Below are 24172 nucleotides of genomic sequence, written 5' to 3' on the forward strand. Positions count from 1 at the left end.
CTCCGAGGTCGCCGCGACTGGAGCGGCGCCTGGGGTGTTCCCGATGATCCGTTCTCTCCGCGCTGGCCTGCTGGGCGGCGCGCTCCTGCTGGCTCTGGCTGCTCCGGCCGCCCAGGCCCACTCGCCCTATCTGCTGCCCACCGTGTTCGACGCGTCCGACCGCAAGATCGTCACCGTGCAGGGCTCGTTCACTGAGAGCTTCTTCACGCCCGAAGTCGTGATGAAGTCCGACGCCTATGCCGTGGTCGGTCCGGATGGCGTGCGCACGCCGCTGACCCCGACCTACCTGCGCGAGCTGGCCCTGGTCGAAGCCACGGTCGACAAGCCCGGCACCTATCGCATCACCACCGGCCAGCGCGGCGGCCGCACCGCCAAGGCGGCGCTGGTCAACGGCGAATGGAAGTTCTTCGAGGGCGAGAAGGCCCCGGCCGACGCCATCGACATGCAGAGCATGACCATGGCCGAGGTCTATGTGACGCGCGGCGCGCCGAACGACACCGCCCTGGCGCCGATCGGCAAGGGCCTGGAGTTCAAGGCCGTCACCCATCCCAGCAAGATCATCACCGGCCAGGACGCCGTGTTCGAAGTGCTGTTCGACGGCAAGCCGCTGGCCAACCAGGCGATCGCCGTGCAGGGCGCCGACGACCGCTACGCCGACACCAAGGCCGCCGCCAAGACCGTGACCAGCGACGCCAAGGGCCGCTTCGCCGTCAAGGTCGACAAGTCGGGCGTCTACCAGATCCAGACCCGTCACCGCGTGGCCCCGGCCGCCGCCGGCCAGCCCGGTCAGAGCTTCACCTACGCCCTGACCTTCGAATCCCTCCGCTAGGACGACATTCCATGAAGACCCGCATCATCCTCGCCGCCGCGATCGCGGCCTCGCTGGCCGCCGGTTCGGCTCACGCCGCCTCGCACGCTCGCGACACCTTCATCAAGGAGCAGGACCAGAACAATGACGGCGTCGTCTCCAAGGACGAGTTCGCTGCCACGCGCGCCCAGCAGTTCGCCGCCACCGACGCCGACAAGAACGGCTCGCTGTCGCAGGCCGAATATGTCGGCGAGTTCAAGGCGCGCCTCGAGAAGAAGCTGGCCGCCTCGGACCGCACCCCCGAGAAGAAGCAGGAAGAGCGTGAGCGCCAGGTGCGCCAGGCCGACGTCCGCTTCGGCGTTCTCGACAGCGACAAGAGCGGCGCCATCACCCGCGCGGAGTTCGACTATTCGGGCTGGCGGATGTTCAACCACCACGACACCAACAACGACGGGACGGTCTCGGCGGCCGACCCGGTGAAGGAAGACCAGCAGGACTAAGCTGGGTGGGGGAGGGCGGCGTGTCGCCCAACTTGGACTTTTGAGCGTTTCGTGGCTATGACCGCCCGCTAATACACGGGCCCGCGGCCCAGACCGAAAGCTTGAAGACCATGAGCGACACGCCTCCCGACCGCCTCTCCGTCAATCCCGACAGCCCGCACTACAATGCGGACCTGCTGGAACGCGGCATCGGCATCCGTTTCAAGGGCGTCGAGAAGACCAATGTCGAAGAGTACTGCATCAGCGAGAAGTGGGTGCGGGTCGCGGCCGGCAAGACCATGGACCGCAAGGGCAACCCGATGACGATCAAGCTGCAGGGCGAGGTCGAAGCCTATTTCCGCGACGACGCCGAAGGCTAAGGGTGGCCGACGCTGACCTCGAGGCGATGGCGCGCGACGAGCTTTCGCGCGCCGTGACCCTGCGCTGGCAGGACCTGCGCGGGATCGTGCCCTGGGGCGACACCTTCGAAGGCATCTCGCCCGCGGGCCGTTATGTCGAGGTCGAACGCAGCTATATCTGGGCCTCGGAGGAGGGTGGCGACATCCTCTGCGAGGTGACCGTCTTTGGCGGCCCGTCGCGCTATGACGCGGGCGAACGCGTCTCCAGCACTATTTATCGCCCCTCCTGAGCACCTTGGCCGTGCATCGATAACGCTGTTGCGTTAACCATATGGCGCGCCCTGTCGTCGGCGCGTCCTGTGGGGTCGAGGGGGATCGCCGTGTACCAGTCAGAATTTCCGATCGAGACGCCGGTGCCGGTCTTCGATCCGACGCTGGTCTTCCTGCTGATCCTGGCCGGCCTGGCCATCGCGGGCCTGGCCTTCTTCGCCGGCCGCCTGACCGGGCGGGGCGACAAGGGCGAGAAGCAGACCGACGTCGCCAAGATCATCCACGAGGCCGTGAAGGCCAAGTGCGTGGCCGCCAGCAGCGCCCATTCCGGCGAACTGATCGTCAAGACCCAGGACCTGATCGACGAAGTGAAGCTGCGCATCGGTCCGGTGCTGGCCTTCGGCGGTCCGTGCGCCAAGGCCTTCGAGCACCTGGGCAAGGCCATGAAGGGCGATCCGCCCGAGGACAAGAAGAAGGACGACCACGGCAAGGGCGACAAGCACGGCCATGGGGACCATGGCCACGGCAAGGGACACGACGCCCACGGCCATGATTCGCACGGCCACGGCGATTCGAAGGACCACGGCGTGGCGGCCATCGGCCTGCTGACCCGCAACGTCACCATCGTCGCGCCTCAGACCGTCGTCATCGCCAACGCGCCCAAGCCCGACAAGCCGCACGACGACCACGGCCATCACGACGACCACAAGGACGAGGCCCCCAAGGTCCTGGACCACAAGGAATTCATGCAGCTGCTGCGCCTGGCCGTGGCCGAGTTCTCGGACTTCTGGAACCGTCCCAACTGCCTGCGCGAGATCGAGGACTGCCAGAAGGTCCTGACCGAGACCAAGCCGCTGCCCCGGCTGAAGACGCGCCTGTCGGAGCGCGATTGACCGCCCGGACGTACAAGAACGCCATTCAGGAAGGCGAGATGTCTATTCGCTGCCCAAGCGGCGTGCGAAAGTGCCTGTTCGTGCAAGTGAACTCGTCGGGGCGTTGAGCCCGCAGCGAGGGACGGCCACATCAAGCTTATGCGCGCGGCTCGACGTTACGAGCCGCTGACGTGAAACGGACTGGCGAAGGCCGCTCCTCCATAAGGCGGCCGCGCCGCCTGGGAGGACGAAAGGAAGGGCATGACCGCGACGGTCTCTCCGATTACCCCTGGCGCGTCCGAAGCGCCCGAACCTGGCGTGAGCCTCGTCGACTACGTACCCTATCGCCTGGCCACGGCCTCGGCGGCGGTCAGCCGCCTGATCGCCCGGGCCTACGAGGACCGCTTCGGCCTGACCATCCCGCAATGGCGGCTGATGTCGGTGCTGGCCGAGGGCTCCCTGACCCAGCACACCGCCGTCAGCCGCACGGCCATGGACAAGGTCCGGGTCAGCCGCGCCGCCCAGGAACTGGTCGTCCGCCGTCTGGTGGCGCGCACCACGGTCCGCTCGGACCGGCGCTCGCACACCCTGGAACTGACCGCCGCCGGCCGCCGCCTGTTCGCCGAGATCGCCCCCCTGGCCCTGGCCTATGAGGCGACTTTGCTCGCCGGCCTGGCCCCCAGCGAGGTGGCGATGTTCAAGCGCCTGCTGGACCACCTGGAGACCGCCGCCATCCAGCTGACCGGCGGCGAGACGGTCTCTCCGCCTCATGGCATGGAAGACTAAGCACGGGCTGGAATTCGTGTTCGGCCCCTGCTAGGAAGGCGGCCCTTCGCGGTGACGCGAAGCATGCGGGCGTGGTGAAACTGGTAGACGCGCCGGACTCAAAATCCGGTTCCGAAAGGAGTGTCGGTTCGACCCCGACCGCCCGCACCATATCTTCTTTTCAAATGCTTAGCTCGGTCCCGGCGGCGTAAGCCGCCTGGGATTGTGCGCTTTACGAAGCTTCTCCGCTGTTGTTGATTTTCAACGGTTCTTCCGGTTCTAGCGGAACTTCGAGCGCACAACGGTTCTCGCAATGTTAGCCAAGTTGGCAACGAAAACACGCCGGCCTGGTCGGGCCGAGGCCCAGCATGGGTGCTTGGGGTGCCAGCTTTCTTCGTCTACGGCCGGAGGCGACGAAGGAAGTTCAGGAAGCGGGCCACGGGCAATGCCAGGGGCGGCGGGTCGGCGGTCGCGAATGACGGCCGCTTGGTGGGCCAGGGGGAGAAGTAGCGGCGACCTCGGATGTCTTCGATCCCGGCCCGCGCTCGCCACCATTGCGCCCCTAGGTCCTCCTCGGCTTTCTCCTGGGTGACCGAGAGCCGGTACGGTTCCGCGCCCTCTGTGAGGGTCTTTCCGTCGATGCTGCTAGAGATGAGGTAGAGGGCGACGCCGGCGGTGATATGCGCGTGGCTCACGAAGGTGGCCCGCCTGCCGGTGTTTACGACAGTGACGATACCCATGGGGGCTGAAACCATTGTCGTGCCGTATCGCTCCAAATCCCAGACAAGGGATACCTCGACCCGCGCCCCGTCTCGGAGGAAGTTCTTCACGCTAAGCCCGAGTCCGAGCGTACCTGTGGTCGCTCCGAGGATCGCCAACACATCGAAACCGTAAGCCATGCCGCCTCCCACGTGGTCGCCAATCCTGGGGGATTCCAGAGGCCACGCCTAGGGACTTGGAAGGGGGCAAGAGATCGCAAGGCGACCCTATCTGCCCGCACCAACTTTTCCTTCTATGAATCAGAGCCGCTCGGCGGCCTCAACCCGCTGGATCAACCCCCGCAGCAGGCTACGCCCCTTCATCCAGGCGCCGTGGCCGCTCTCCACATTGATGTGCCCAGCACGCCCCAGGTCCACGAATTCCGAACCCCACCCCCGCGCAAACGCTTCGGCGCGTTCGAGTTCGACATAGGGGTCATTGCGGCTGGCGACGACCAGGCTGGGGAAGGGCAGGCGTTGGCGAGGGATGGGTGAGAAGCCGACCAGCAGGCGGCCGGCGGGACCCTCGCGATTGACGTCGGCCGGGGCGACCAGCATGGCGCCGCCGACGCCGCGTCCGCCGGTGACCTGGGCGAAGTGCGAGACCAGGGCGCAGCCCAGGCTGTGAGCCACCAGGATCGCGCCCGGCCGCTGACGGACGGCCTCGGCCAGGCTGATCATCCAGTCGCCCAGCAGCGGGCGCTCCCAGTCCTGCTGGTCGACGCGCTCGGCGCCGGGCAGCTCGCGCTCCCAGTGGCTTTGCCAGTGGTCGGGGCCGGAATTGTACAGGCCCGGCACGATCAGGATCGGCGGGTCCTCGCGGTCGCCGCGATAGGGCTGGGCGGGTTCGAAAGCGGAGGTGGCGGGCATCATCATGCGAAACTCGAAGGCTGGGCCGTCGATCCGCAGATAGGCCCGGTCCGCCCCTCGGCTCAATTCATATCCATTGGATAGGAATTCAGAAAAGCTGGGGCGAGACCGTTGTTTCAGGCGGGAACTAAGCCGCGATCTTGTCGCCGCGATGCAGCGGATCAGGCAGGGACTCGCCCGCCTTCACGAACTGCAGCGACACCGAGTTGATGCAGTAGCGCAGCTTCGTTGGGGCCGGGCCGTCCGGGAAGACGTGGCCCTGGTGGCTGTCGCAGCGGGCGCAGCGGGTCTCGATGCGGACCATGCCGTAGGCGGTGTCGCGCACGCCGACCACGTGGTCCTCAGCGAACGGCGCATAGAAGCTGGGCCAGCCGGTGCCGCTCTCGAACTTGGTCTCGTGCCGGAACAGCGGCAGGCCGCACAGGCGGCAGGCGTAGACGCCGGGGTTCTTCTCGCCCAGCAGTCCGCCGCAGAACGGGGCCTCGGTGCCGTGGTGAAGGAGGACTCGGGCCTCTTCGGCCGTCAGGTCGGCCTCCAGGCGTTCGCGTTCCGGCTCCGTGGGCGGCGTTAGGTCGAAACCGGCGGTTGAAAGGGTGGCTGCGTCTGTCATGAACGACAATGTAAGCGTTCGAACGCTGAACCGGTAGGACCTAGGAGCTTCCCATGACCATCGCCGTCGCATTCCTGCAGCCGGGTTGGGCCGATTGGGAGGCCGGCGCCGTGCTGGCCCTGCTGCGCGAATATCTGAAGGTGCAGATCGAGGTCGCCACCCCGACCGGCGATCCGGAGACCTCGATCGGCGGCGTGCTGGCGGCGGCGGACTATCGCTTCGACGACCCGGTGCTGAGCGACGCGGACGTCTACATCCTGATCGGCAGCGACGAATGGGCCAAGGGTGAGAACCCGGCGATCTCGGCGCTGATCCGCCAGGCCTTCGCCGACGGCAAGCCGGTGGCGGGCATCTGCGCCGGCACCACGGCCCTGGCCCATGCGGGCCTGTTCGACGGCCGCAAGCACACCTCGAACGGCGCCGAATGGCTGGCCGAGCAGGTCCCTGGCTATGCCGGCGCCGATGGCTACGTCGACAGCGCCAAGGCGGTGAGCGACGGCAAGCTGGTCAGCGCCTCGGGCCTGGCGCCCGTGACCTTCGCCGCCGCCGTCGCCCGCCTGATCGCGCCCGAGCAGGAAGAGATGATCGCGGGTTATCTGGCGATGTTCGCCCGCGAGCACACTGAGGCGTAGAGCTATTTGAGCGCGGCCGCGCCGGCCCGGGCGACCACGCCGTCCTGGACGGCCGAGCCGCCCGAGACGCCGATCGAGCCGACGATCTTGCCTTCGGACAGGATCAGCTCGCCGCCCTCGACCGCCGTCGCGCCGCTGAAGATCGGGTTCAGCGTCCCCGACTTCACCTGCTCCTGGAAGTAGGAGGACGGGCGGCGGAAGTTGGCCGAGGTCTGGGCCTTCTTCAGCGCCACGCCGTTCGAGCCGTACTGCGCGCCGTCCATCTTCTCGGCCAGGACCTGGGCGCCGTTCGACTCAAGGATCACGATGACCATGCTCCAGCCGTTCTTGCGCGCCTCGGCCTCGGCGGCCGCGACGACGGTCTTGGCCTCGGCCAGAGAGATCACGCGGGCCGAATAGGCCGGCGCCGGCACGGGAGTCGGCGCGGGCGCGGGGGCGGTCTGGGCGAGAGCCGAACCGCCGGCCAGGGTCAGGCCGGCGGCGATCAGGGCGAACGTCTTCTTCATGGCAGCACGACCTCGTCGTTCAGAGCGGTGTTTTGCGGTTGGGCAGAGACGATGCGGACCCGCAGGCCTTGCGCCTTTACGCCGGCGGGGATCTTCAGCTTCACCGTAGCGACCTTCGGCAACAGATCGCGCGGGGCCTTCAGGGCCGGGGTCGGCACGGTGGCCAGCACCTTGCCGGCTTGATCAACCAGTTCGAGCTTTGCGGCCGCCGCGTCCTGGGCGCCCAGGCTGTGGACCTTGGCGGTGATGCTCGAGCCCTTCACCACCACGTCGCCGCGGCCGATGCCGAGGTCGGCGCGCTTGGCCGGATCGTCGCCGGCCGTGACCAGCTTCATGTCGATCACCGTGGTCTGGCGCGGGGCCAAGGTGACCTTGGTCCCCAGGCTGCGCTCGAAGGCGACCGAGCGGGTCTGGGCGGCGCCGTCGATGGCGTCGTCACCGTTGGCGTCGAGGCCTTCGGCCAAGCTCCACTGGCCGGGCGCGACGTTCCAGCCGGTCATGGTCGCCGTCACCGCCTTGTCGGTGGTGTTGTAGGCGATGACCTTGAAGCTGTTCTTGGACGCGTCCTTGACCAGCAGCGCCACGTCCGTGCCGTCGGCATTGTCGAAGCGCCACGACACCACGTGGCCCGGGATCATCTGGCTACGCTTGTTGGCGATACCGCCCAGACGCGTGCGTTGCAGGATGTCGGACGGCAGCTCCACACGGTCGGACCACCAGTGGCCCTCGGTGTGCATGTACATGTGCTGGGCGTTGAACTGGATCTCGTCGGCGTAGAGATCCTCAAGGAAGCTCTTGTCGCCGGTCAGGGTCCAGGCGCTGTAGCGCTCCAACGCGCCGCCCTTCTTGGCCGAGGCGACGATCAGATCCTTGTTGGCCTCGCCCAGCTTCAGCTCGGTCAGGGCGTTGTCGTTGATGCTGCCCAGCGAGCGGATGCTGGCCTTGCCGATGCGCCACTTGATCGGCGCCAGGTACTTGGCGTCGCCGGTCAGGCGATAGGCGGCCCAGAACACCTGGAACGGACCGTCCGCGCCCGAGCCCTGCAGCACCGTGCCGCCGCGCTCGGCGTCGGTGCGCCAGTTGATCTCGTTGGGATACGAGCCGTCCTTCTGACTGACGTGGGCCAGGTAGCCGTCGGCCAGGCCGATGACGGTGTCGCGGGCGGTCTGGTCGCCGTTGTAGTCGCTGATCAGGATCGACGGGTGGACCACGCCGAACGAATACGGCTTCTGCCACTCCCACGGGCCTTCGCGGTACGAGATCTTGCCGCTGTACCAGTTGGTGTTGAAGTGGACGTGGCCGGCCGGGTTCTTGTCGATCACCCGGGGCAGGGCCTTCACGGTCGTGAACAGGCGCTCGACGGCCAGCGGGTCGCCGTAGTTGACGTACATCGCCTCGGAGTTGGAGTTGATGCCCTCTTCATAGGCGTGCAGCTCGTCGGTCACGATGGTCGAGAGACCGTCTGTGAACATGCCGTTCTTGTAGACCGCGTCGGTCATGCGGTTCAGCGAGTGGGTGATCTTGTCGGGCTGGACGCCCATCAGCGCCACGCCCGGCCACTGCTGCAGAAGGTCGCTGTCGTCCGACAGGCCGCCGCCGAAGTCGCCGAAGTCGGCCTGACGCTCGTCGATCCACCAGTCGATGAACTTGCTGACCTGCTTGAGGTCTTCGGTCTGGCGGAAGGCCCACAGCGGCGTGCCATCGGTCGGCTTGGGCTGATCGAAGGCCGGCCAGCCCTGGCTGCCATAGGTGATGTCGCCCCAGTACTCGCGGCCGATCTGGTTGTCGGGATCGACCTTCAGCAGGTCGGTGATGTCGGCGTACAGGCGACGATACAGGCCCTGGCGCTTGGAGGTGGTGTGCTCCTCGACCAGGAAGGCCCAGTTGTCCTTCACCTGGTTCAGGCGGTCCTGGATGTGCTCGGCCTTGGCCTTGTCGCGGTCTTTGAGGACGAGGCGGATCTTGGCGCCATCCAGGGCCTTGGGGCCGAAGTCGGCGCTGTCGGCGGCGATGGTCAGGTACAGGCTGTCGGCGGTCAGGATGCGGTCGCGCATGTCGAGCCAGACGGTGCGGGCCTCGCCGGCCTTCACCGAGACGCTGACGTCGATCATGTTGCGGCCCGGCCAGATCGGGTCCTTCACCTGGATGTTCAGGGGAATTGTGGCGCCAGCGGCGCCAGGCAGAGAAGGAATGTCGATCGCCACGCCGTCCAGGCCGTCGCGAGCATTCTCCCAGCCATAGGCCCAGTTGCGGGCCAGCGGCTTGGCGGCCGGGGCGTCGCCGAAGCCGGACGGGATCAGCACGTGCACGATCGGCAGGCCGGGCGCGGTCAGGTCGCCGGCCGGACGCGGGCGGGTCGGGGCGGCGTCCGGAACGGCCACGACCGTGGCGCGCTCGCCTGCCGGGTGACGGCCGGCGATGTAGGCGTTGAGATCGGCCAGGTTCAGATAGTCCGGCGCCACGTCGGCGCGGACCGTGTAGGTCATCTTGAAGGCGTCTTTCGGCTCGGCCCCTGCCGAGACGTTGTAGGCCCAGATCTCCTGGATCGGGGTCTCCTGCGCCAGGTTGGTGAAGGTCAGGACGCCGCCCGTCAGCGGCTGGGCCAGGGTGTTTACCGTGCGGGCTTGGTCCTTGGCGCGGACGCCGACACTGGCGCCCTTGTCACCGGTCTTGGCCGCCCAAGAGAGGTCGCCATAGGCCGGGCCCTGGATCTCGATGCGGTTGATCGGCTCGTCGGGCAGCGCCAGGGTCAGGGCCTTGCCGCCGTCGACATAGACGTTCCAGTCCGGGAGCTGGAAGTAGTCGTCACGACCGGGCAGGCGCGAGCGGTTGTAGACGCCGGGCCAAGTGGTCTCCTGGATGCCGTCGTTGGCGCGCCACATCCATTGCTTGATGTCCTTGGCGTCGGCGAACTCGACCTTGCGGATCGTCGTCTTGGCGTCGGTGAGGAGCGGCGGCAGGTTCGCGTTCCAGCCGTAGCGCTGCTTCCAGGCGGCGTGGACGGCCGGATCGGCCAGGGTGGGAACGGGCGCCTGCGCCGCCGGAGCCTCGTTGCGGGCCAGGGCGGCGATGGCGTCGGCGGCCAGCGGGCGGTCGTAGACGCGCAGCTCGTCCAGGTCGCCGCCGCGGGTGAAGTTGTAGCGGCTCTGCACCTGGTGCGGGGCGATCACGCGGCCGGCGACGCCGAACTGGTCGAGACCGGCGTCATAGACCGCTTTGGTCTCCTTCTTGGCCGCCAGCTTGCCGTCGACATAGAGCTGGACGCCGGTGGTCTCGTCCCAAGTGAAGGCCAGGTGGGTCCAGGCGTCGGCGGCGGGGTTCTTGTCGACCTTGAACGACACGCGGGTGCGGGCCAGGCCGTTGTCGGTGACGAAGGCGTCGAAGCCGTGGCCATTCCAGTCGATGCGCAGGAACGCCATGTCCCAGCTCGAGTGGTCCGCATAGCCGACGCGGAAGATTACGAACGGCGCGACGCCGACCGGATAGCCCGAGCGCCAGAAGAAGGAGAGGGTCCCTCGCTGGGCCTGGATGTTGCCGGGCGCGTTCCACGAGACGACGCCGTCGTCCTCGGCATGGAAGCCCTGGCCGGCCTTGCCGTCGATCGGCGTGACCTTGTCGGCGAAATTGGGGATGGGGTCGCCGGTGGCGACATCGGCGACCAGGCCCCTGTCGCCCGACACCTTGAACAGCAAAGCGGGCTCAGATGCATGAGCCATGGCCGCGTTGGCCAGGATCAGCGCGCACGCCGAGCCCAGGAAAATCGCCTTCATGTGGACCGTCTCCTCCCGATGGCGGACATCGCGGAACCATACTCTCGGTAACCGGTGTCATGCCTGGGCCAAGGTGTAGCGCCGTAAGGGCATGCTTGCAAACCCGGGAGGGCCTGATAGGCCGTGCTGCAAAGCACAAAAGATACGGGCGGAAGTTGCCATGTTCTCGAAGATCCTGATCGCCAACCGGGGCGAGATCGCTGTCCGCGTGATCAAGACGTGCCGCCGTCTGGGCATCAAAACAGTGGTGGTTTATTCGGACGCCGACGCCGGCAGCCTGGCCGTCGAGATGGCCGACGAGACGGTGCATATCGGCGCTTCGCCGGCCGCCCAGAGCTACCTCGTCGCCGACAAGATCATCGCCGCCTGCAAGCAGACGGGCGCGGAAGCGGTGCATCCGGGCTTTGGTTTCCTGTCCGAGAACGCGGGCTTCGCCCAACGCTGCGCCGACGAGGGTGTCGTGTTCATCGGCCCCAACCCCGGCGCCATCAGCGCCATGGGCGACAAGATCGAGAGCAAGAAGTTCGCGCAGGCCGCCGGCGTATCCTGCGTGCCCGGCCACATCGGCGAGATTGCCGACACCGCTGAGGCCGTGACGATCTCCGAGCAGATCGGCTATCCGGTGATGATCAAGGCGTCGGCCGGCGGCGGCGGCAAGGGCATCCGCGTCGCCTGGAACCGCAAGGACGTCGAGGAGGGCTTCCCGGCCGTGCGCGCCGAGGCCAAGGCCAGCTTCGGCGACGATCGGATCTTCATCGAGAAGTTCATCGAGAGCCCGCGCCACATCGAGATCCAGGTGCTGGGCGACAAGCACGGCAATGTCGTCCACCTGTTCGAGCGCGAGTGCTCGATCCAGCGCCGCAACCAGAAGGTCATCGAGGAGGCTCCGTCACCGCTGCTGGACGAGGCCACCCGCGCCGCCATGGGCGCCCAGGCCGTCGCCCTGGCCAAGGCCGTCAACTACGACAGCGCCGGCACGGTCGAGTTCGTCGCCGGCCAGGACAAGAGCTTCTTCTTCCTGGAGATGAACACCCGCCTGCAGGTCGAGCACCCGGTCACCGAGCTGATCACGGGCCTGGACCTGGTCGAGCAGATGATCCGCTCGGCCTACGGGGAGAAGATGGCGTTCGGCCAGTCGGACCTAAAGATCAACGGCTGGGCCATCGAAAGCCGCATCTACGCCGAGGATCCCTATCGCAAGTTCCTGCCGTCGATCGGTCGCCTGGTCCGCTACGACCCGCCGGCGGAAGGCGAGAAGGACGGCTACAAGGTCCGCAACGACGCTGGCGTCCGTGAGGGCGACGAGATCTCGATGTACTACGACCCGATGATCTCGAAGCTGTGCACCTGGGCCCCGACCCGTCTGGCGGCGATCGACGGCATGGGCCGGGCGCTGGAGGACTTCCACATCGAGGGCCTGGGTCAGAACATCCCGTTCCTGGCCGCGGTGATGGACCAGGAGCGCTACCGGTCGGGCAAGATCTCGACCAACTACATCAAGGACGAGTTCCCGGAGGGCTTCCACGGGACCGAGCCGACGCCTGAGCAGCTCGACATCCTGACCGCCGTTGGCGCGGCCATGCAGCGGGTCTATGCGGCCCGCGCTCGCTCATACGCCTCGGGCCTGGCCGGTCCGCCGCGCGCGGACTGGATCGTGGCCGTCGGCCATACCAAGCGCGCCGTGAAGGTCAGCGGGGAGGGCGACATCGCCGTCGAGATGCTGGACAAGGGCCGCACCCTGGTCCTGACCGACATCGACTGGCGTCCGGGCAAGCCGGTGTTCAAGGCGACCCTGGATGGCAAGGCCTTCACGGTCCAAGCCGCCCCGGCCGCCGAGGGCTTCGACATCCGCCACCGCGCGACCAAGGCCCGGGTGCTGGTGCTGACCCCGCGCAACGCCGAACTGCACGACAAGCTGCCCGAGAAGCAGGCCGCCGACACCTCCAAGCTGGTGCTGTCGCCGATGCCGGGCCTGGTGGTCTCGATGGACGTCACCACCGGCCAGCAGGTCCGCGAGGGCGAGGTCGTCTGCGTGCTCGAGGCGATGAAGATGCAGAACATCATCCGCGCCGAGCGCGACGGCGTGGTCAAGGCCGTCAACGCCAAGGGCGGCGATCCGGTCGCGGCCGACGAGGTGCTGGTGGAGTTCGCGTAAGAGTTCTTGCGCGATATCTTCGGTTGAGTCATGCCAAGGCATGAACCGGCTCACGCTCAACGGCGTCCTCGACGTCTACTTCTCCTGGAAAGGCCGGATCGGCCGCGCCGAGTTCTGGGCGTTCGGCGTCGCCTTGAATATGATCTGGTTCTTCGGGAGTCTCGGCTTTGCCTGGACGCCTGACCCGATCAGGATAGGCCTGCTGGTGATCTGGTACGGGCTGTTTCTGTTCGGCTCGGCAGGCCTGATGGTGAAGCGGGGCCATGACCGGGGGCGGCCGGCGGCCTTCTCGCTGGCGATCCTGATCGTTCGGTCCGTCTTATGGTTCTTCGCGATCGGGCCAGGCCGCCCCGGGTGGGCGTCCCTGATCGTCGTGGCGCTGGTCCTGTATGTGCTGGTCGACTACGCGATCCTGCCGGGACAGAAGCGCGAGAACCGCTACGGTCCCTCGCCGTCGGGATACGGCGCGCACAAGAACCCACTGGTGCTGGGGGCTGAAGCGCCATCAGAACCCACTCTTTCGAGCGAGCCGCCGAAGGCCTAGATTGCCGACACGAGTCGGAGCTGAGGCGAAATGAGCGATCGTAACGAATGGGCGGAGCTGTTCCTGTCGTCGAACGGCAGGCTGGCGCGGACGCCGTTCCTGATCGCGGCGGCGGTGGTGATCGGCCTGGCGGCCTTCTACGAGGCGCTGGCCAACTACACCCTGCACTGGCTGACGGGCTGGTTCGTGTACCCGATCCTGCTGTTTTCCGGGGCCTGCCTGCTGTCCAAGCGCCTGCATGATCGCGGCCGGTCGGGCTGGTGGTCGCTGCTGATCCTGATCGCTGTGATCGCGGTCTGGCCGCAGCCCGAGCACTTCCTGGACTTCCTGTTCTCGCTGGTCCTGGTCTGGTCGGTCGTCGAGCTGGGCGTTATGGGCGGCGAGCAGGGCGCCAACCGCTATGGCGTCAATCCGCTGAAAGCCGTCCAGGTCTAGACGGGCGCGCCGGCGTCCTCGACCGGTCCGAAGATCTTCTGGAAGCTGGCCTTCAGCGCTGCGTCGGCCTCGTCCAGCGTCACGGGCAAGCCGAGGTCCACCAAGCTGGTTACCCCGTGTTCGACCTGACCGCAGGGCACGATGCCGGAGAAGTGGCCAAGGTCCGGCTCCACGTTCAGGCTGATGCCGTGGAAGCTAACCCACTTGCGCAGCTTGACCCCGATGGCGGCGATCTTGTCCTCGCGGCTCCAGCCGGCGCCCTTGCGCTCGACCCAGACGCCGACGCGGCCGTCGCGCAGCTCGCCGGTGACGTTGAAGGCGGCCAGGGCATCGATGATCCAGGCCTCCAGCGCCGCGACGAAGGCGCGCACGTCGCGGCCGCGCTTGGTCAGGTCCAGCATGACATAGGCCACCCGCTGGCCGGGGCCGTGATAGGTGAACTGCCCGCCGCGGCCGCTCTCGAACACCGGGAAGCGGTCCGGCTCGATCAGGTCGCCCGGCTTGGCCGAAACGCCAGCCGTATAGAGCGGCGGATGCTCCAGCAGCCAGATTAGCTCGCCCGCCGTGCCATCGGCAATGGCGGCCGCGCGCGCCTCCATGGCGGCCACGGCTGCCGGGTAGGGCACGTAGTCGGTCGAAACTGCCCACCCCACGGGCGCCGCGTCCTCGCGCGCCATCATCGGAAGCCCAGTGTTTTCAGCGTTTAACGGGAGAGCAAGCATGTGGCCCTAATCTTGCGATCGAGACGGTGGCGACCCGGTCGGTCGCGTGTGTCAGTTCAAGGGTCTTACTTCGTGAGCCAGGTCAACGCCGTCAATGTCGAGATCTCCGTCCTGCTGGGCCGGTCGATCCTTCCCATGCAGCAATTGCTGCGCATGGGCCGCGGCGCGGTGATCCCGCTGGACGCCAAGACCAATGACGAAGTGTGGATCCTGGCCAACAACCACCCGATCGCGCGCGGTGAGATCCAGATCAGCGACGACCGCATCGCCATCCAGGTGACCCGCGCGGCCGACGTCTATGACTACATGGCCGGCGGCGCTTAATTCGTCGCAGGCTTCGTTTCGCTCATAGCGAAACTTCCGGCTTCCCAAATCCGATTCAGTTTGCTACCTGCCGCCCCTCACCACGAGCGGTCGTGGCGGAATTGGTAGACGCGCAGCGTTGAGGTCGCTGTATCGCAAGATGTGGAAGTTCGAGTCTTCTCGACCGCACCAGTGTTGAACACAGAATAGAGCGCTCCCGGCGAAATCGGTTTCCGACTCGCTAGGGGCGCTCTAATCGTTTCTAGCCTTGGTTTCGCCCCAAGCGCGCTTCATCGGACCCAGCCCAACGAACCCACGCGCTCTAAGAGCTCAGGAGGCCCCCATGACCCGGGAAATCGCCGAACTGACTGATGACGTGTTGGACGACATCCCGCTGGCCAAATCCGAGACCCCCGAGGAGCTGGAAGATCTCGCCCTAGGCGACGACTACGCCCTCAATCCCGAATATGTCGAGATGGTGATCGACGCCGTCGACAGCGGCGACCTCAAGCGTCTGCGCGAGCTGGTGACGGCGCTGGAGCCGGCCGACGTCGCCGACCTGATGGGCTTCCTGACCGCCGACTACCGCGAAGACGTGATCCCGCTGCTCGACCCCGAGGCGCTGGGCGAGATCATCTCGGAGATGGACGAGAATCTCCGTGAGGAGATCCTGGAAGCCACGCCGTCGGTGACCCTGGCCCGGGCGCTGGAGGAACTGGACACCGACGACGCCGCCGACGTCATCGACGACCTGGACGACACCAAGCGCTTCCAGGTGCTGGCCGCCATGGGCGAGCTGGACCGCGCCGCCATCGAGACGACCCTGTCGTACGAGGACGAGACCGCCGGCCGTCTGATGCAGCGCGAGTTCCTGGCCGCGCCGGAGTTCTGGACCGTCGGCCAGACGATCGATCACGTCCGCGAGGCGGGCGACCAGCTGCCCGAGCTGTTCTTCGACGTCTATGTGGTCGATCCCACCTACAAGCCGGTGGGCGCGATCCCGATCAGCATCCTGCTGCGCAGCCGCCGCGACACGCCGCTGGCCGAGCTGATGGAGGCGGCGACCGAAATCGATGTCGGCATGGACCAGGAAGAGGTCGCCTACATCTTCGACAAATACCACCTGATCAGCGCCCCGGTGATCGATGCGGGCGGGCGTCTGGTGGGCCAGATCACCGTCGACGACATCGTCGAGGTCATCCGCGACGAAGCCGAGGAAGACATCCTGGCCCTGGCCGGTGTGTCCGACGCCGGCCGCGACGCCTCGGTGGTCGAAATCGTCAAGTCGCGCCTGCCGTGGCTGATGCTGAACCTGGCCACCGCCACCTTGGCGGTCAGCGGCGTCGCCATCTTCCAGGCCGAGATCGCCCAGCTGGTGGCCCTGGCCATCCTGATGCCGATCGTCTCGTCCCTGGGCGGCAATGCCGGCACCCAGACCCTGGCCGTGGCCGTGCGCGCCCTGGCCAGCAAGGAACTGACCACAGCCAACGCCCGCCGGATCGTTCTGCGCGAGCTTTTGGTCGGGCTGGTCAACGGCGTGTGCCTGGCCCTGGTCATGGGGGCGGCGACCTATCTGTTCTTCGGACCCGCCGACCATCATGGCAAGCTGGCGATCATCGTCGGCTCGGCCTTGATCGCCAACATCTTCACCGCCGCCCTGGGTGGCATTCTGATGCCCCTGGCGCTGGAGAAGATGGGCCGCGACCCAGCGGTGTCGTCGTCGATCTTCGTGACCTTCCTGACCGACTTCACCGGCTTCTTCGCGGTGCTGCTGATCGCGGCGCTGCTGCTGCATTGACGCTTTTCTCGCGCCAGTAGGGAAAACTGGCGCCGACCTTGCGCCGGGACAGACGAACGCATCCGCGTCTGTCTCAAACTGGGTCAAACTCCGCGATGAAACCGCGCCATCAGGTCACCCGGACGGCCGTCGATCTCATCAAGAGATTCGAAGGCTACCGTCAGAAGGCCGCGCAGCTCCCCGACGGGCGCTGGACGGTCGGCTATGGCCACACCCTGACCGCTCGCGCCGGCGCCTCCGTCTCTGAAAAGGACGCCGAGGCCCTGCTGCTGTACGACCTGATCTCGGTCGCGCACTCGGTCAACGAACACACCTACGCGCCGCTGAATCAAAACCAGTTCGACGCGCTGGTCTGCTTCGCCTTCAATATCGGCCTCGACAACTTCCTCCGCTCGGGCGTGCTGCGCCGGATCAACGAGGGCTCGCTGCTGCAAGCCGCGTGCGCGATGGAGATGTGGCGCAAGGCCGACTTCGAGGGCGAGCGGATCGTCATCGACGCCCTGGTTCGTCGCCGCTCGGCCGAGAAGACCCTGTTCCTGACGCCGGCCAACGGCGAATGGGTGCCCGCGCCCAGCCCGGTGCTGCGTCCCAAGGTCGACTACGACGCCAGCTGCGCCATTCCGAAACAGACGCCGATGGCCGTCAACACCCGCACGGAAGGCGACCGCGTCGTCGCTGAGCGGGAAGAAGGCCTGCCGCTGAACGTGGTTGTCCCGGAAGAGGACGGTCCGACCCAGACCGAGCAGTCGGCCGCCGCCGTCAGCGCGCGCCTGGAGGCCATCCTCTCGGACTCCCCGCCAAGCGCGACGACCACGACGACCAAGCCGGTCGCCCGCCAGGACGACCTGGGCCTGCCCGAGCCGCCGGCTCCGGCTCAGCCGATCGTCACCGAGCCGGCGCCCGTCCTGTTCCAGAATGAGCCGACCACGACCCCGATCGAGCCCATCGCGGCGCCGGCCCCGGTCGAGTTCACGCCGTTCCGCCTGACGCCGCAACCGGCCGAAGTGGAAGAAGTCGCCAAGCCGACGCCGGTCGAGGCCTTCGCCCCGGCCGCCAAGCCGGCGCCCAGCGAGCCGAGCCTGTTCGGCGGTCCGGCCTCGGCGTCGTCGGTGTTCAATCTGGGCGGCTTCTCGACCAGCGAAGAGGTCGACCTGCACCCGATGGACGTGCCGATGGTCGAGTCGGAGCAACCGCGCTTCGGCAATACCAGCCTGCTGATCAGCCTGGGCATCCTGGGCCTGGCCCTGTTCGGCGGCGGCGTGCTGTGGATCCTGACCGTGGCCTCGGGCTCGGACAGCGGCGTGAAGATGTTCGGCTACGGCGCCAGCATGATTGGCGCGATCTGCTTCGTGGTTTCGGCCTATCTTCTGCTTCGCCGCCTTGCCGGTCCGGAAACGGGTGAAGATGAAGAATAGTTTTCTTTGCTTCCCTCGCGGAAACTGAGCAAGAACGCCCACGGGTCCCGGTGATCCGTGGGCGTTCGTGCTATGGGAGGAAACTAATGACGATGAATTTCGCACCCTCGATGGATTTCGCGCTGGGCGAGACGGCTGACGCGATCCGCGACACCACGGCCCGCTTCGCCGCCGACAAGATCGCGCCGATCGCGTCCAAGATCGATGAGACCAACGAATTTCCGCGCGACCTGTGGGTCCCGATGGGCGACCTGGGCCTGCACGGCATCACGGTGGAGGAGGAGTTCGGCGGCCTGGGCCTCGGCTATCTCGAGCACGTGATCGCCATGGAGGAGATCTCCCGCGCCTCGGCCTCGGTGGGCCTGTCGTACGGCGCGCACTCGAACCTGTGCGTCAACCAGATCCGCCGCTGGGCCACGCCCGACCAGAAGCAACGCTACCTGCCCAAGCTGATCAGCGGCGAGCATGTCGGCTCGCTGGCCATGAGCGAGGCCGGCTCGGGCTCGGACGTGGTGTCGATGAAGCTGCGCGCCGAGCGGCGCGGCGATCGCTACGTCCTGAACGGCACCAAGTTCTGGATCACCAACGCCCCGCACGCCGACACCCTGGTGGTCTACGCCAAGACGGGCGAAGGCAGCCGCGGCATCACCGCCTTCATCGTCGAGAAGGGCATGAAGGGCTTCAGCGTCTCCAAGAAGCTGGACAAGATGGGCATGCGCGGCAGCGACACCGCCGAGCTGGTGTTCGAGGACTGCGAGATCCCGGAAGAGAACATCATGGGCCCGGTCGGCGGCGGCGTCGGGGTGCTGATGAGCGGCCTGGACTATGAGCGCGCGGTGCTCAGCGCCGGTCCGCTGGGCATCATGCAGGCCTGCCTCGATATCGTCCTGCCCTATGTTCGCGACCGCAAGCAGTTCGGCCAGGCCATCGGCTCGTTCCAGTTGATGCAGGGTAAGATCGCCGACATGTACGTGGCCCTGAACTCGGCCCGGGCTTACGTCTATGCCGTGGCCCGCGCCTGCGACGCCGGCAAGACCACGCGCTTCGACGCGGCCGGCGCGATCCTGATGGCGTCCGAGAATGCGGTGAAGGTGTCGCTGGAGGCTATCCAGGCCCTGGGCGGCGCCGGCTACACCAAGGAGTGGCCGGTCGAGCGCCTGCTGCGCGACGCCAAGCTCTATGACATCGGCGCCGGCACCAACGAGATCCGCCGCTTCCTGATCGGCCGAGAGCTGATCGGCGCATAGCGGGCATGAAAAAGGGCCGCCCCGATTGCTCGGGACGGCCCTCCATCGTCGTGGCCGCTTTCGCAGCGCGTGACTTAGAAACCTTGGGCGCTCAACGCCTAGGCGGAGACCTCACTCTTAAGGCTCCAGGTCACGACTTGCGACCGCGGTTGGAGACAATGAGACACTGGTCACCTCCTTTCAGTTGGTTGAACACTACAGTCAGCATATGGGGCTGATCGCGCGCTTGAAAAGAGGGTATCGCGCGCGACGCGAGGTCGCAGCGTCGAATGATCAGACCGACAGCAGCTTGAGGCCCACCAGGATGGCCGCCCACAGAATGAGGGCCGCGCCGACCGCGATGGGACGGTTGAAATTGAAACGACGAATGCTGGGCGAAGGGTCCGAGGGACCGTTCGGCGCCAAGTGAATGCGCGTGGGCATACCGCGTGAATCCTTCCCTAGTAGTCCCTCTGTCGGAGACCTGACTCGAACCGTATGATGAATCTTCGCCTATAGGAAGAATTCTTCACAAAGGCGCAGGTTGCATGGGTCCGGACGATCGGGCGGGAAGGGATTCGCATGGCCAGCTGGGACCCGGATACCTACGCCCTTTATCGCCGATACCGGGAGCGGCCGGCGTTTGACCTGCTGACATCCATCCCGCGCGACCTGGATCCTCGCGACATCTGGGACCTGGGCTGTGGCCTGGGCGAGCAGGCGGCGCTGCTGGCCGCCCGGCATCCGCAGGCGCGGGTGAGGGGGCTGGATTCCAGTCCCGAGATGCTGGAGCGGGCCAAGGCGCTGCCAACGCGGGTCGAGTGGATTATGAGCGATATCAAGAGCTTCGCTCCGGACGCGCCGACGGACCTGATCTTCAGCAACGCCGCCCTGCAGTGGGTCGACGACCATGAGATCCTGATCCCGCGCCTGGCCGAGAGCCTGTCGCCCGGAGGCGTGCTGGCCATCCAGATGCCGGTAGCCGACGGCCTGGGCTGGCGCGGGACCCTGAGCGAGATCGCCGCCGAAGGGCCGTGGGCAAAGCACCTGACCGGCGTCGAGGGCGTGCGCCACGCCAATGCGGCGGAGGACTATTACGCCTGGCTGGCGCCGCTGTGCCCGGACGTCGATATCTGGACCACGACCTATCTGCACGCCCTGTATGGCCAGGATCCGATCGTCGACTGGACCATGGGCACCACCTTGCGGCCCTATCTCGACGCCCTGCCGGACGAGGCCAAGGCGCCGTTCCTGGACGCCTGGCGGGCCCGGTTAGCGCAGGACTATCCGCGCCGCGAGGACGGCGTGACGCTGTTTCCGTTCAAGCGGCTGTTTATCGTCGCGCGGAAGGGATGAGCCCCGCGCGCTTCTCGGCCAGGCTGGGCCGGCGGCGCAGTTCGGTGACCGGCAGGTGCAAGGCTTCCAGGGCGAAGCTGGCGGCGACGTAGCCGGCGCGGACAGCGGGTTCGAAGGCGCGCCAGTCGCGGATGTCGATGCCCTCCAGCTTGGGCGTTATCAAGACGTCGGTGGCCTCGCGGGCGGCGGCAAGATCCCGGCCGGTCGTCACTGTAGCGGCCCGCATCAGCAGGGCCACGATCGGCGGGCCCTTGCGCCATTCGCCCGAGAGGATCCAGCTCCAGATCGACGGCGGACGATAGACGTCCTCAGCGGTGATGCTGCGGCCACGCGTGACGTCGACACCGACGATCGGCCCCAGCTGGAACGAGCGCATGACGTCGGCCGGGAAGTTCTTCATCACCGCCCCGTCGACCAGCACCGCGCCGTTCTCGGTGGCCGGCGGCAACACGCCCGGCAGCGAGATCGTCGCCCTCAGCGCCGTCTGCAGGTCACCCGTGCGATGCAGGTGATAGGCGCCCGAGGTCAGGTTCGACGAGACGCAGAAGAACGGCAGCCACAGGTCGCTGATGTCGACCGTGCCGAAATGCTCGTCCAGCCGCGCCTTGACCTTCTCGCCCCGGGTCATGGCGATCAGGGGGAAGGCGATGTCGTCCAAAGGGCTGGTGTCGACGAAGGCCTTGCGGATGCGGGTCTCCATCTCGCCGTCGTCCCAGCCCATGGCGATGCCGGCCGCGACGATCGCGCCCATCGAGGCGCCGCCGACGAAGTCGATTGGAATGCCGCGCTCGCGCATGGCCTGGATCGCGCCGACATGGGCATAGGCCCGCGCGCCGCCGCCCGAGAGCACGAGGCCCACCGACTGGCCGGTCAGCACCCGCGCCAGCCGCTGCATGTCGGCCACGCCGTTCTCGCGCAGATGGAACAGCCGCGCGGCCTGGGTGGCCTCGACCCAGGCGGCCGAACCGACCGGGCGCGCGACCGTAGCCGACTGCAGCAGGATCAGGTCGACCAGCCGCTGGGCCTGCAGGGGACCGGAGGCATAGCTGGGGATGCTGGCCGGCGGGGCGCGGTCGCCGCGTCCGATGCGGAACAATCGGTCCACCTGACGCCCGACGACGTGCTTCCACGCCGTCTCGTCGGCCTCGGCGACATAGAGGACGAAGTCGTGCTCGCGCTCGACATTGCTGAACCACTCGGTGGGGGCCAGCAGGGACTCGCCGCCCTCGACGGTGACCGAATAGCCCAGTGTCTCGATGCAGCGGGCGAGGCGCTCGACGATCGGCCGGATCGCCGCTCCGGCCTCGACGGCGATGAAGCCGAACACCGACGGATCGCCGATCGCCGCATGGGTCTGGGCCTGGCGGGCGCGACGGATCATCAGCCGCGACAGCTCCAGCATCACGGTGGGGTCTTCCTCGGCGGCCTCGAAGAAGTCCTCGCGGGGCAGGGCCAGGACCTCGCTGTCGCGCAGGGCCACCATGTTGGCCGAATGAGGCGTGCCGCCGATCATGGCCATCTCGCCGGCCGGCTCGCCCGGACGGATCACGCCCAGGAACTGCGGCTCCTGGCCTTCTTCCCGGCGGAAGGCGCCCAGGCGGCCGGTCTTGAGGAAATAGAGGTTGTCGGCGTCCTCGCCGGGCTCGAACAGCGTCGCCCCGCCAGGCAGGGAGAACCAGCTGGCCACGCCGGTGCGCCGCTCGCGGGCGAACAGACGCGCCAGGGCCGAGTCGTCGGGCAAGGGCGTTTCCACGGCGCGGACGCTAACGCAGAGCGCAAGGCTTGACCACGGGGGCGCGTTCGGGCGCAACTGTTGCCTACGAAGCCGAAATGTCCGAGAACGGATTTGGCCCAGAATCTTTCTCTTCAGGGTCCAAAAAACTACGACTTCCGGGATAGGGTGGAAGAGGCTAAGCGTCGGTCATGCCGAAGTTGAACTCCGTTATCGACGCGTCCGGTGACGCTTTCGCCCGTAATGCGGCCCATAACCGCGCGCTGGCCGACGAGCTGCGCGCAAAGGTCGCGGAAGCGGCCCTGGGCGGTCCCGAGAGCTCGCGCGAGCGCCACGCCTCGCGCGGCAAGCTGCTGCCCCGCCAGCGCGTCGAGCGCCTGCTGGATCCGGGCTCACCCTTCCTGGAGATCGGCCAGCTGGCCGCCTGCGACCTCTATGGTGGCGAGGCCCCCGGCGCGGGCATGATCTGCGGCGTCGGCCGGGTGTCCGGCCGCGAGGTGATGATCGTGGCCAACGACGCCACGGTGAAGGGCGGCGCCTACTTCCCGATGACGGTGAAGAAGCACCTGCGCGCCCAGGAGATCGCCGCCCAGAACCGCCTGCCGTGCGTCTATCTGGTCGACAGCGGCGGCGCGAACCTGCCGCATCAGGCCGAAGTTTTCCCCGACCGCGACCACTTCGGCCGCATCTTCTTCAATCAAGCTCGCATGAGCGCCGTGGGCATCCCGCAGATCGCCTGCGTCATGGGCTCGTGCACCGCCGGCGGGGCCTATGTCCCCGCGATGAGCGACGAGACCGTCATCGTCCGCAACCAGGGCACCATCTTCCTGGCCGGCCCGCCACTGGTGAAGGCCGCCACGGGCGAGGTGATCAGCGCCGAGGAACTGGGCGGGGCCGAGACCCACGGCCGTCGCTCCGGCGTCGTCGACCACGTGGCCGAGAACGACGAGCACGCGCTGGAGATCGTCCGCTCGATCGTCGCCAATCTCAACACCACCAAGCCCGACCAGCTGGTCATCACCGAGTCCGAGCCGCCGCTTTACGATCCCGAAGAGATTTACGGCATCGTCCCGACCGACGTCCGCGCTCCCTACGACGTACGCGAGGTCATCGCCCGCATCGTCGACGGCAGCCAGTTCGACGAGTTCAAGGCGCTGTACGGCACGACCCTGGTCTGCGGCTTCGCCCGCATCTGGGGCCAGCCGGTGGCGATCCTGGCCAACAATGGCGTGCTGTTCAGTGAGAGCGCCGTGAAGGGCGCGCACTTCATCGAGCTGGCCTGCAAGCGCAAGATCCCGCTGATCTTCCTGCAGAACATCTCGGGCTTCATGGTCGGCGGCAAGTACGAGGCCGGCGGCATCGCCAAGGACGGCGCCAAGCTGGTCACGGCCGTCGCCTCGGCGGAGGTCCCCAAGTTCACCGTCCTGATCGGCGGCAGCTTCGGCGCCGGCAACTACGGCATGTGCGGCCGCGCCTACAGCCCGCGCTTCCTGTTCACCTGGCCCAACAGCCGGATCTCGGTGATGGGCGGCGAGCAGGCCGCCAGTGTGCTGGCTACCGTCCACCGCGACGCTGCCAAGTGGACGCCGGAGGAGGCGGAAGCCTTCAAGACGCCGATCCGCCAGCGCTACGAGGATGAGGGCAATCCGTACCATGCCACAGCAAGGCTCTGGGATGACGGCATCATTGATCCGGCTCAAACCCGTGACGTCCTGGGTCTGGCCATCTCGGCGTCGCTGAATGCGCCGATCCCGGAGACGACCTTCGGCGTTTTCCGAATGTAGCTT

At 67.1% G+C, this 24172-nt stretch carries 23 protein-coding genes, 2 tRNA genes and 2 pseudogenes; 18 read left to right on the forward strand and 9 right to left on the reverse strand.

What is annotated here, in order from left to right; genetic code table 11:
- The first annotated feature begins 43 nt into the window (after window positions 1-43).
- The 7 genes from AC1RR5_RS04865 (at window position 44) to AC1RR5_RS04895 (ending at window position 3724) form a co-directional block, all read left to right on the forward strand.
- Window positions 44-829, forward strand: a complete 786-nt coding sequence (locus AC1RR5_RS04865; RefSeq protein ID WP_492919976.1) for a DUF4198 domain-containing protein — start codon at window positions 44-46, stop codon at window positions 827-829.
- Between the two features lie 11 nt (window positions 830-840).
- On the forward strand, window positions 841-1308 hold the full coding sequence (locus AC1RR5_RS04870) for an EF-hand domain-containing protein (RefSeq protein WP_492919977.1): 468 nt from the start codon (window positions 841-843) through the stop codon (window positions 1306-1308).
- Between the two features lie 110 nt (window positions 1309-1418).
- Window positions 1419-1667 carry a DUF3297 family protein gene (locus tag AC1RR5_RS04875; RefSeq protein WP_492919978.1) on the forward strand — a complete coding sequence of 83 codons (249 nt, stop codon included), beginning with the start codon at window positions 1419-1421 and terminating at the stop codon, window positions 1665-1667.
- Between the two features lie 26 nt (window positions 1668-1693).
- Window positions 1694-1936: a hypothetical protein gene (locus AC1RR5_RS04880; RefSeq protein WP_492920564.1), complete on the forward strand. Its 243-nt coding sequence runs from the start codon at window positions 1694-1696 to the stop codon at window positions 1934-1936.
- Window positions 1937-2026: 90 nt separating this feature from the next.
- A complete protein-coding gene (locus AC1RR5_RS04885; RefSeq protein ID WP_492919979.1) occupies window positions 2027-2809 on the forward strand; it encodes a hypothetical protein in 783 nt (260 codons plus the stop codon).
- A 240-nt stretch (window positions 2810-3049) separates the two neighbouring features.
- Window positions 3050-3574 (forward strand): MarR family winged helix-turn-helix transcriptional regulator, encoded by a 525-nt coding sequence (locus AC1RR5_RS04890; RefSeq protein ID WP_492812280.1) that lies wholly within the window; start codon window positions 3050-3052, stop codon window positions 3572-3574.
- A gap of 65 nt (window positions 3575-3639) precedes the next feature.
- Window positions 3640-3724: transfer RNA gene (locus AC1RR5_RS04895), tRNA-Leu, on the forward strand.
- A 227-nt stretch (window positions 3725-3951) separates the two neighbouring features.
- Here AC1RR5_RS04895 and AC1RR5_RS04900 read toward each other — a convergent pair.
- The 3 genes from AC1RR5_RS04900 to msrB form a co-directional block, all read right to left on the reverse strand.
- Complete coding sequence (locus tag AC1RR5_RS04900; protein WP_492919980.1) at window positions 3952-4452, reverse strand: hypothetical protein; 501 nt, start codon at window positions 4450-4452, stop codon at window positions 3952-3954.
- Window positions 4453-4572: 120 nt separating this feature from the next.
- Window positions 4573-5181 carry an alpha/beta hydrolase gene (locus AC1RR5_RS04905; protein WP_492920566.1) on the reverse strand — a complete coding sequence of 203 codons (609 nt, stop codon included), beginning with the start codon at window positions 5179-5181 and terminating at the stop codon, window positions 4573-4575.
- A gap of 127 nt (window positions 5182-5308) precedes the next feature.
- On the reverse strand, window positions 5309-5791 hold the full coding sequence (gene msrB / locus AC1RR5_RS04910) for a peptide-methionine (R)-S-oxide reductase MsrB (RefSeq protein WP_492919981.1): 483 nt from the start codon (window positions 5789-5791) through the stop codon (window positions 5309-5311).
- A gap of 53 nt (window positions 5792-5844) precedes the next feature.
- Between msrB and AC1RR5_RS04915 the strand changes: the two genes are divergently transcribed.
- Window positions 5845-6423 carry a type 1 glutamine amidotransferase family protein gene (locus AC1RR5_RS04915; RefSeq protein WP_492919982.1) on the forward strand — a complete coding sequence of 193 codons (579 nt, stop codon included), beginning with the start codon at window positions 5845-5847 and terminating at the stop codon, window positions 6421-6423.
- A gap of 2 nt (window positions 6424-6425) precedes the next feature.
- On the opposite strand, the gene AC1RR5_RS04920 is transcribed toward AC1RR5_RS04915, so the two are convergent.
- Window positions 6426-6929 carry a GlcG/HbpS family heme-binding protein gene (locus tag AC1RR5_RS04920; protein WP_492919983.1) on the reverse strand — a complete coding sequence of 168 codons (504 nt, stop codon included), beginning with the start codon at window positions 6927-6929 and terminating at the stop codon, window positions 6426-6428.
- Window positions 6926-10838, reverse strand: a pseudogene (locus tag AC1RR5_RS04925) (LamG-like jellyroll fold domain-containing protein). Before AC1RR5_RS04925 ends, AC1RR5_RS04920 begins: the two are co-directional and overlap by 4 nt.
- A 21-nt stretch (window positions 10839-10859) precedes the next feature.
- On the opposite strand from AC1RR5_RS04925, the gene AC1RR5_RS04930 reads away from it, so the two are divergent.
- From AC1RR5_RS04930 to AC1RR5_RS04940, 3 genes are read left to right on the forward strand one after another with little or no spacing between them, the layout of a single operon-like run.
- A complete protein-coding gene (locus AC1RR5_RS04930; RefSeq protein WP_492919984.1) occupies window positions 10860-12854 on the forward strand; it encodes an acetyl-CoA carboxylase biotin carboxylase subunit in 1995 nt (664 codons plus the stop codon).
- Window positions 12855-12894: 40 nt separating this feature from the next.
- On the forward strand, window positions 12895-13398 hold the full coding sequence (locus tag AC1RR5_RS04935; RefSeq protein WP_492919985.1) for a DUF805 domain-containing protein: 504 nt from the start codon (window positions 12895-12897) through the stop codon (window positions 13396-13398).
- A gap of 30 nt (window positions 13399-13428) precedes the next feature.
- Entirely contained in the window at window positions 13429-13833 is a 405-nt protein-coding gene (locus AC1RR5_RS04940; RefSeq protein ID WP_492919986.1) for a DUF805 domain-containing protein, read from the forward strand.
- Here the strand turns inward: AC1RR5_RS04940 and lipB are convergent.
- On the reverse strand, window positions 13830-14555 hold the full coding sequence (lipB, locus tag AC1RR5_RS04945) for a lipoyl(octanoyl) transferase LipB (protein ID WP_492919987.1): 726 nt from the start codon (window positions 14553-14555) through the stop codon (window positions 13830-13832). The two genes, AC1RR5_RS04940 and lipB, sit on opposite strands and share 4 nt — an antisense overlap.
- Before the next feature lie 12 nt (window positions 14556-14567).
- Here lipB and AC1RR5_RS04950 point away from each other — a divergent pair, with 12 nt between their 5' ends.
- The 5 genes from AC1RR5_RS04950 (at window position 14568) to AC1RR5_RS04970 (ending at window position 19318) form a co-directional block, all read left to right on the forward strand.
- Window positions 14568-14879 (forward strand): FliM/FliN family flagellar motor switch protein, encoded by a 312-nt coding sequence (locus tag AC1RR5_RS04950; protein WP_492919988.1) that lies wholly within the window; start codon window positions 14568-14570, stop codon window positions 14877-14879.
- Window positions 14880-14965: 86 nt separating this feature from the next.
- Window positions 14966-15050 (forward strand) — tRNA-Leu (locus tag AC1RR5_RS04955).
- Between the two features lie 151 nt (window positions 15051-15201).
- On the forward strand, window positions 15202-16656 hold the full coding sequence (mgtE, locus tag AC1RR5_RS04960) for a magnesium transporter (protein ID WP_492919989.1): 1455 nt from the start codon (window positions 15202-15204) through the stop codon (window positions 16654-16656).
- 95 nt (window positions 16657-16751) lie between these two features.
- On the forward strand, window positions 16752-18071 hold the full coding sequence (gene spmX, locus AC1RR5_RS04965) for a lysozyme-family localization factor SpmX (protein ID WP_492919990.1): 1320 nt from the start codon (window positions 16752-16754) through the stop codon (window positions 18069-18071).
- A gap of 86 nt (window positions 18072-18157) precedes the next feature.
- Entirely contained in the window at window positions 18158-19318 is a 1161-nt protein-coding gene (locus tag AC1RR5_RS04970; RefSeq protein WP_492919991.1) for an isovaleryl-CoA dehydrogenase, read from the forward strand.
- 98 nt (window positions 19319-19416) lie between these two features.
- Here the strand turns inward: AC1RR5_RS04970 and AC1RR5_RS04975 are convergent.
- Together AC1RR5_RS04975 and AC1RR5_RS04980 are read right to left on the reverse strand one after the other, a co-directional pair.
- Window positions 19417-19502 (reverse strand): annotated as a pseudogene (locus AC1RR5_RS04975) (hypothetical protein).
- Window positions 19503-19591: 89 nt separating this feature from the next.
- The gene (locus AC1RR5_RS04980; protein WP_492919992.1) at window positions 19592-19741 is read right to left on the reverse strand and encodes a hypothetical protein; all 150 of its coding nucleotides are present in this window, start codon (window positions 19739-19741) and stop codon (window positions 19592-19594) included.
- Between the two features lie 138 nt (window positions 19742-19879).
- Between AC1RR5_RS04980 and AC1RR5_RS04985 the strand changes: the two genes are divergently transcribed.
- Complete coding sequence (locus AC1RR5_RS04985) at window positions 19880-20653, forward strand: methyltransferase domain-containing protein (protein WP_492919993.1); 774 nt, start codon at window positions 19880-19882, stop codon at window positions 20651-20653.
- Here the strand turns inward: AC1RR5_RS04985 and AC1RR5_RS04990 are convergent.
- Complete coding sequence (locus AC1RR5_RS04990) at window positions 20631-22406, reverse strand: patatin-like phospholipase family protein (protein ID WP_492919994.1); 1776 nt, start codon at window positions 22404-22406, stop codon at window positions 20631-20633. The genes AC1RR5_RS04985 and AC1RR5_RS04990 overlap by 23 nt on opposite strands.
- Window positions 22407-22576: 170 nt before the next feature.
- Between AC1RR5_RS04990 and AC1RR5_RS04995 the strand changes: the two genes are divergently transcribed.
- Window positions 22577-24169, forward strand: a complete 1593-nt coding sequence (locus tag AC1RR5_RS04995) for a carboxyl transferase domain-containing protein (RefSeq protein ID WP_492919995.1) — start codon at window positions 22577-22579, stop codon at window positions 24167-24169.
- Window positions 24170-24172: the final 3 nt, after the last annotated feature.

The organism is Caulobacter sp. GW821-FHT11E11, assembly GCF_058808315.1.

Coding starts and splice junctions, on each gene's coding strand:
- AC1RR5_RS04870 (WP_492919977.1), top strand. CDS start 841: ATGAAGACCCGCATCATCCTCGCCGCCGCGATCGCGGCCTCGCTGGCC.
- mgtE (WP_492919989.1), top strand. CDS start 15,202: ATGACCCGGGAAATCGCCGAACTGACTGATGACGTGTTGGACGACATC.
- lipB (WP_492919987.1), bottom strand. CDS start 14,555: ATGCTTGCTCTCCCGTTAAACGCTGAAAACACTGGGCTTCCGATGATG.
- AC1RR5_RS04920 (WP_492919983.1), bottom strand. CDS start 6,929: ATGAAGAAGACGTTCGCCCTGATCGCCGCCGGCCTGACCCTGGCCGGC.
- spmX (WP_492919990.1), top strand. CDS start 16,752: ATGAAACCGCGCCATCAGGTCACCCGGACGGCCGTCGATCTCATCAAG.
- msrB (WP_492919981.1), bottom strand. CDS start 5,791: ATGACAGACGCAGCCACCCTTTCAACCGCCGGTTTCGACCTAACGCCG.
- AC1RR5_RS04865 (WP_492919976.1), top strand. CDS start 44: ATGATCCGTTCTCTCCGCGCTGGCCTGCTGGGCGGCGCGCTCCTGCTG.
- AC1RR5_RS04905 (WP_492920566.1), bottom strand. CDS start 5,181: ATGCCCGCCACCTCCGCTTTCGAACCCGCCCAGCCCTATCGCGGCGAC.
- AC1RR5_RS04930 (WP_492919984.1), top strand. CDS start 10,860: ATGTTCTCGAAGATCCTGATCGCCAACCGGGGCGAGATCGCTGTCCGC.
- AC1RR5_RS04980 (WP_492919992.1), bottom strand. CDS start 19,741: ATGCCCACGCGCATTCACTTGGCGCCGAACGGTCCCTCGGACCCTTCG.
- AC1RR5_RS04940 (WP_492919986.1), top strand. CDS start 13,429: ATGAGCGATCGTAACGAATGGGCGGAGCTGTTCCTGTCGTCGAACGGC.
- AC1RR5_RS04900 (WP_492919980.1), bottom strand. CDS start 4,452: ATGGCTTACGGTTTCGATGTGTTGGCGATCCTCGGAGCGACCACAGGT.
- AC1RR5_RS04935 (WP_492919985.1), top strand. CDS start 12,895: ATGAACCGGCTCACGCTCAACGGCGTCCTCGACGTCTACTTCTCCTGG.
- AC1RR5_RS04875 (WP_492919978.1), top strand. CDS start 1,419: ATGAGCGACACGCCTCCCGACCGCCTCTCCGTCAATCCCGACAGCCCG.
- AC1RR5_RS04985 (WP_492919993.1), top strand. CDS start 19,880: ATGGCCAGCTGGGACCCGGATACCTACGCCCTTTATCGCCGATACCGG.
- AC1RR5_RS04880 (WP_492920564.1), top strand. CDS start 1,694: ATGGCGCGCGACGAGCTTTCGCGCGCCGTGACCCTGCGCTGGCAGGAC.
- AC1RR5_RS04970 (WP_492919991.1), top strand. CDS start 18,158: ATGACGATGAATTTCGCACCCTCGATGGATTTCGCGCTGGGCGAGACG.
- AC1RR5_RS04995 (WP_492919995.1), top strand. CDS start 22,577: ATGCCGAAGTTGAACTCCGTTATCGACGCGTCCGGTGACGCTTTCGCC.
- AC1RR5_RS04915 (WP_492919982.1), top strand. CDS start 5,845: ATGACCATCGCCGTCGCATTCCTGCAGCCGGGTTGGGCCGATTGGGAG.
- AC1RR5_RS04890 (WP_492812280.1), top strand. CDS start 3,050: ATGACCGCGACGGTCTCTCCGATTACCCCTGGCGCGTCCGAAGCGCCC.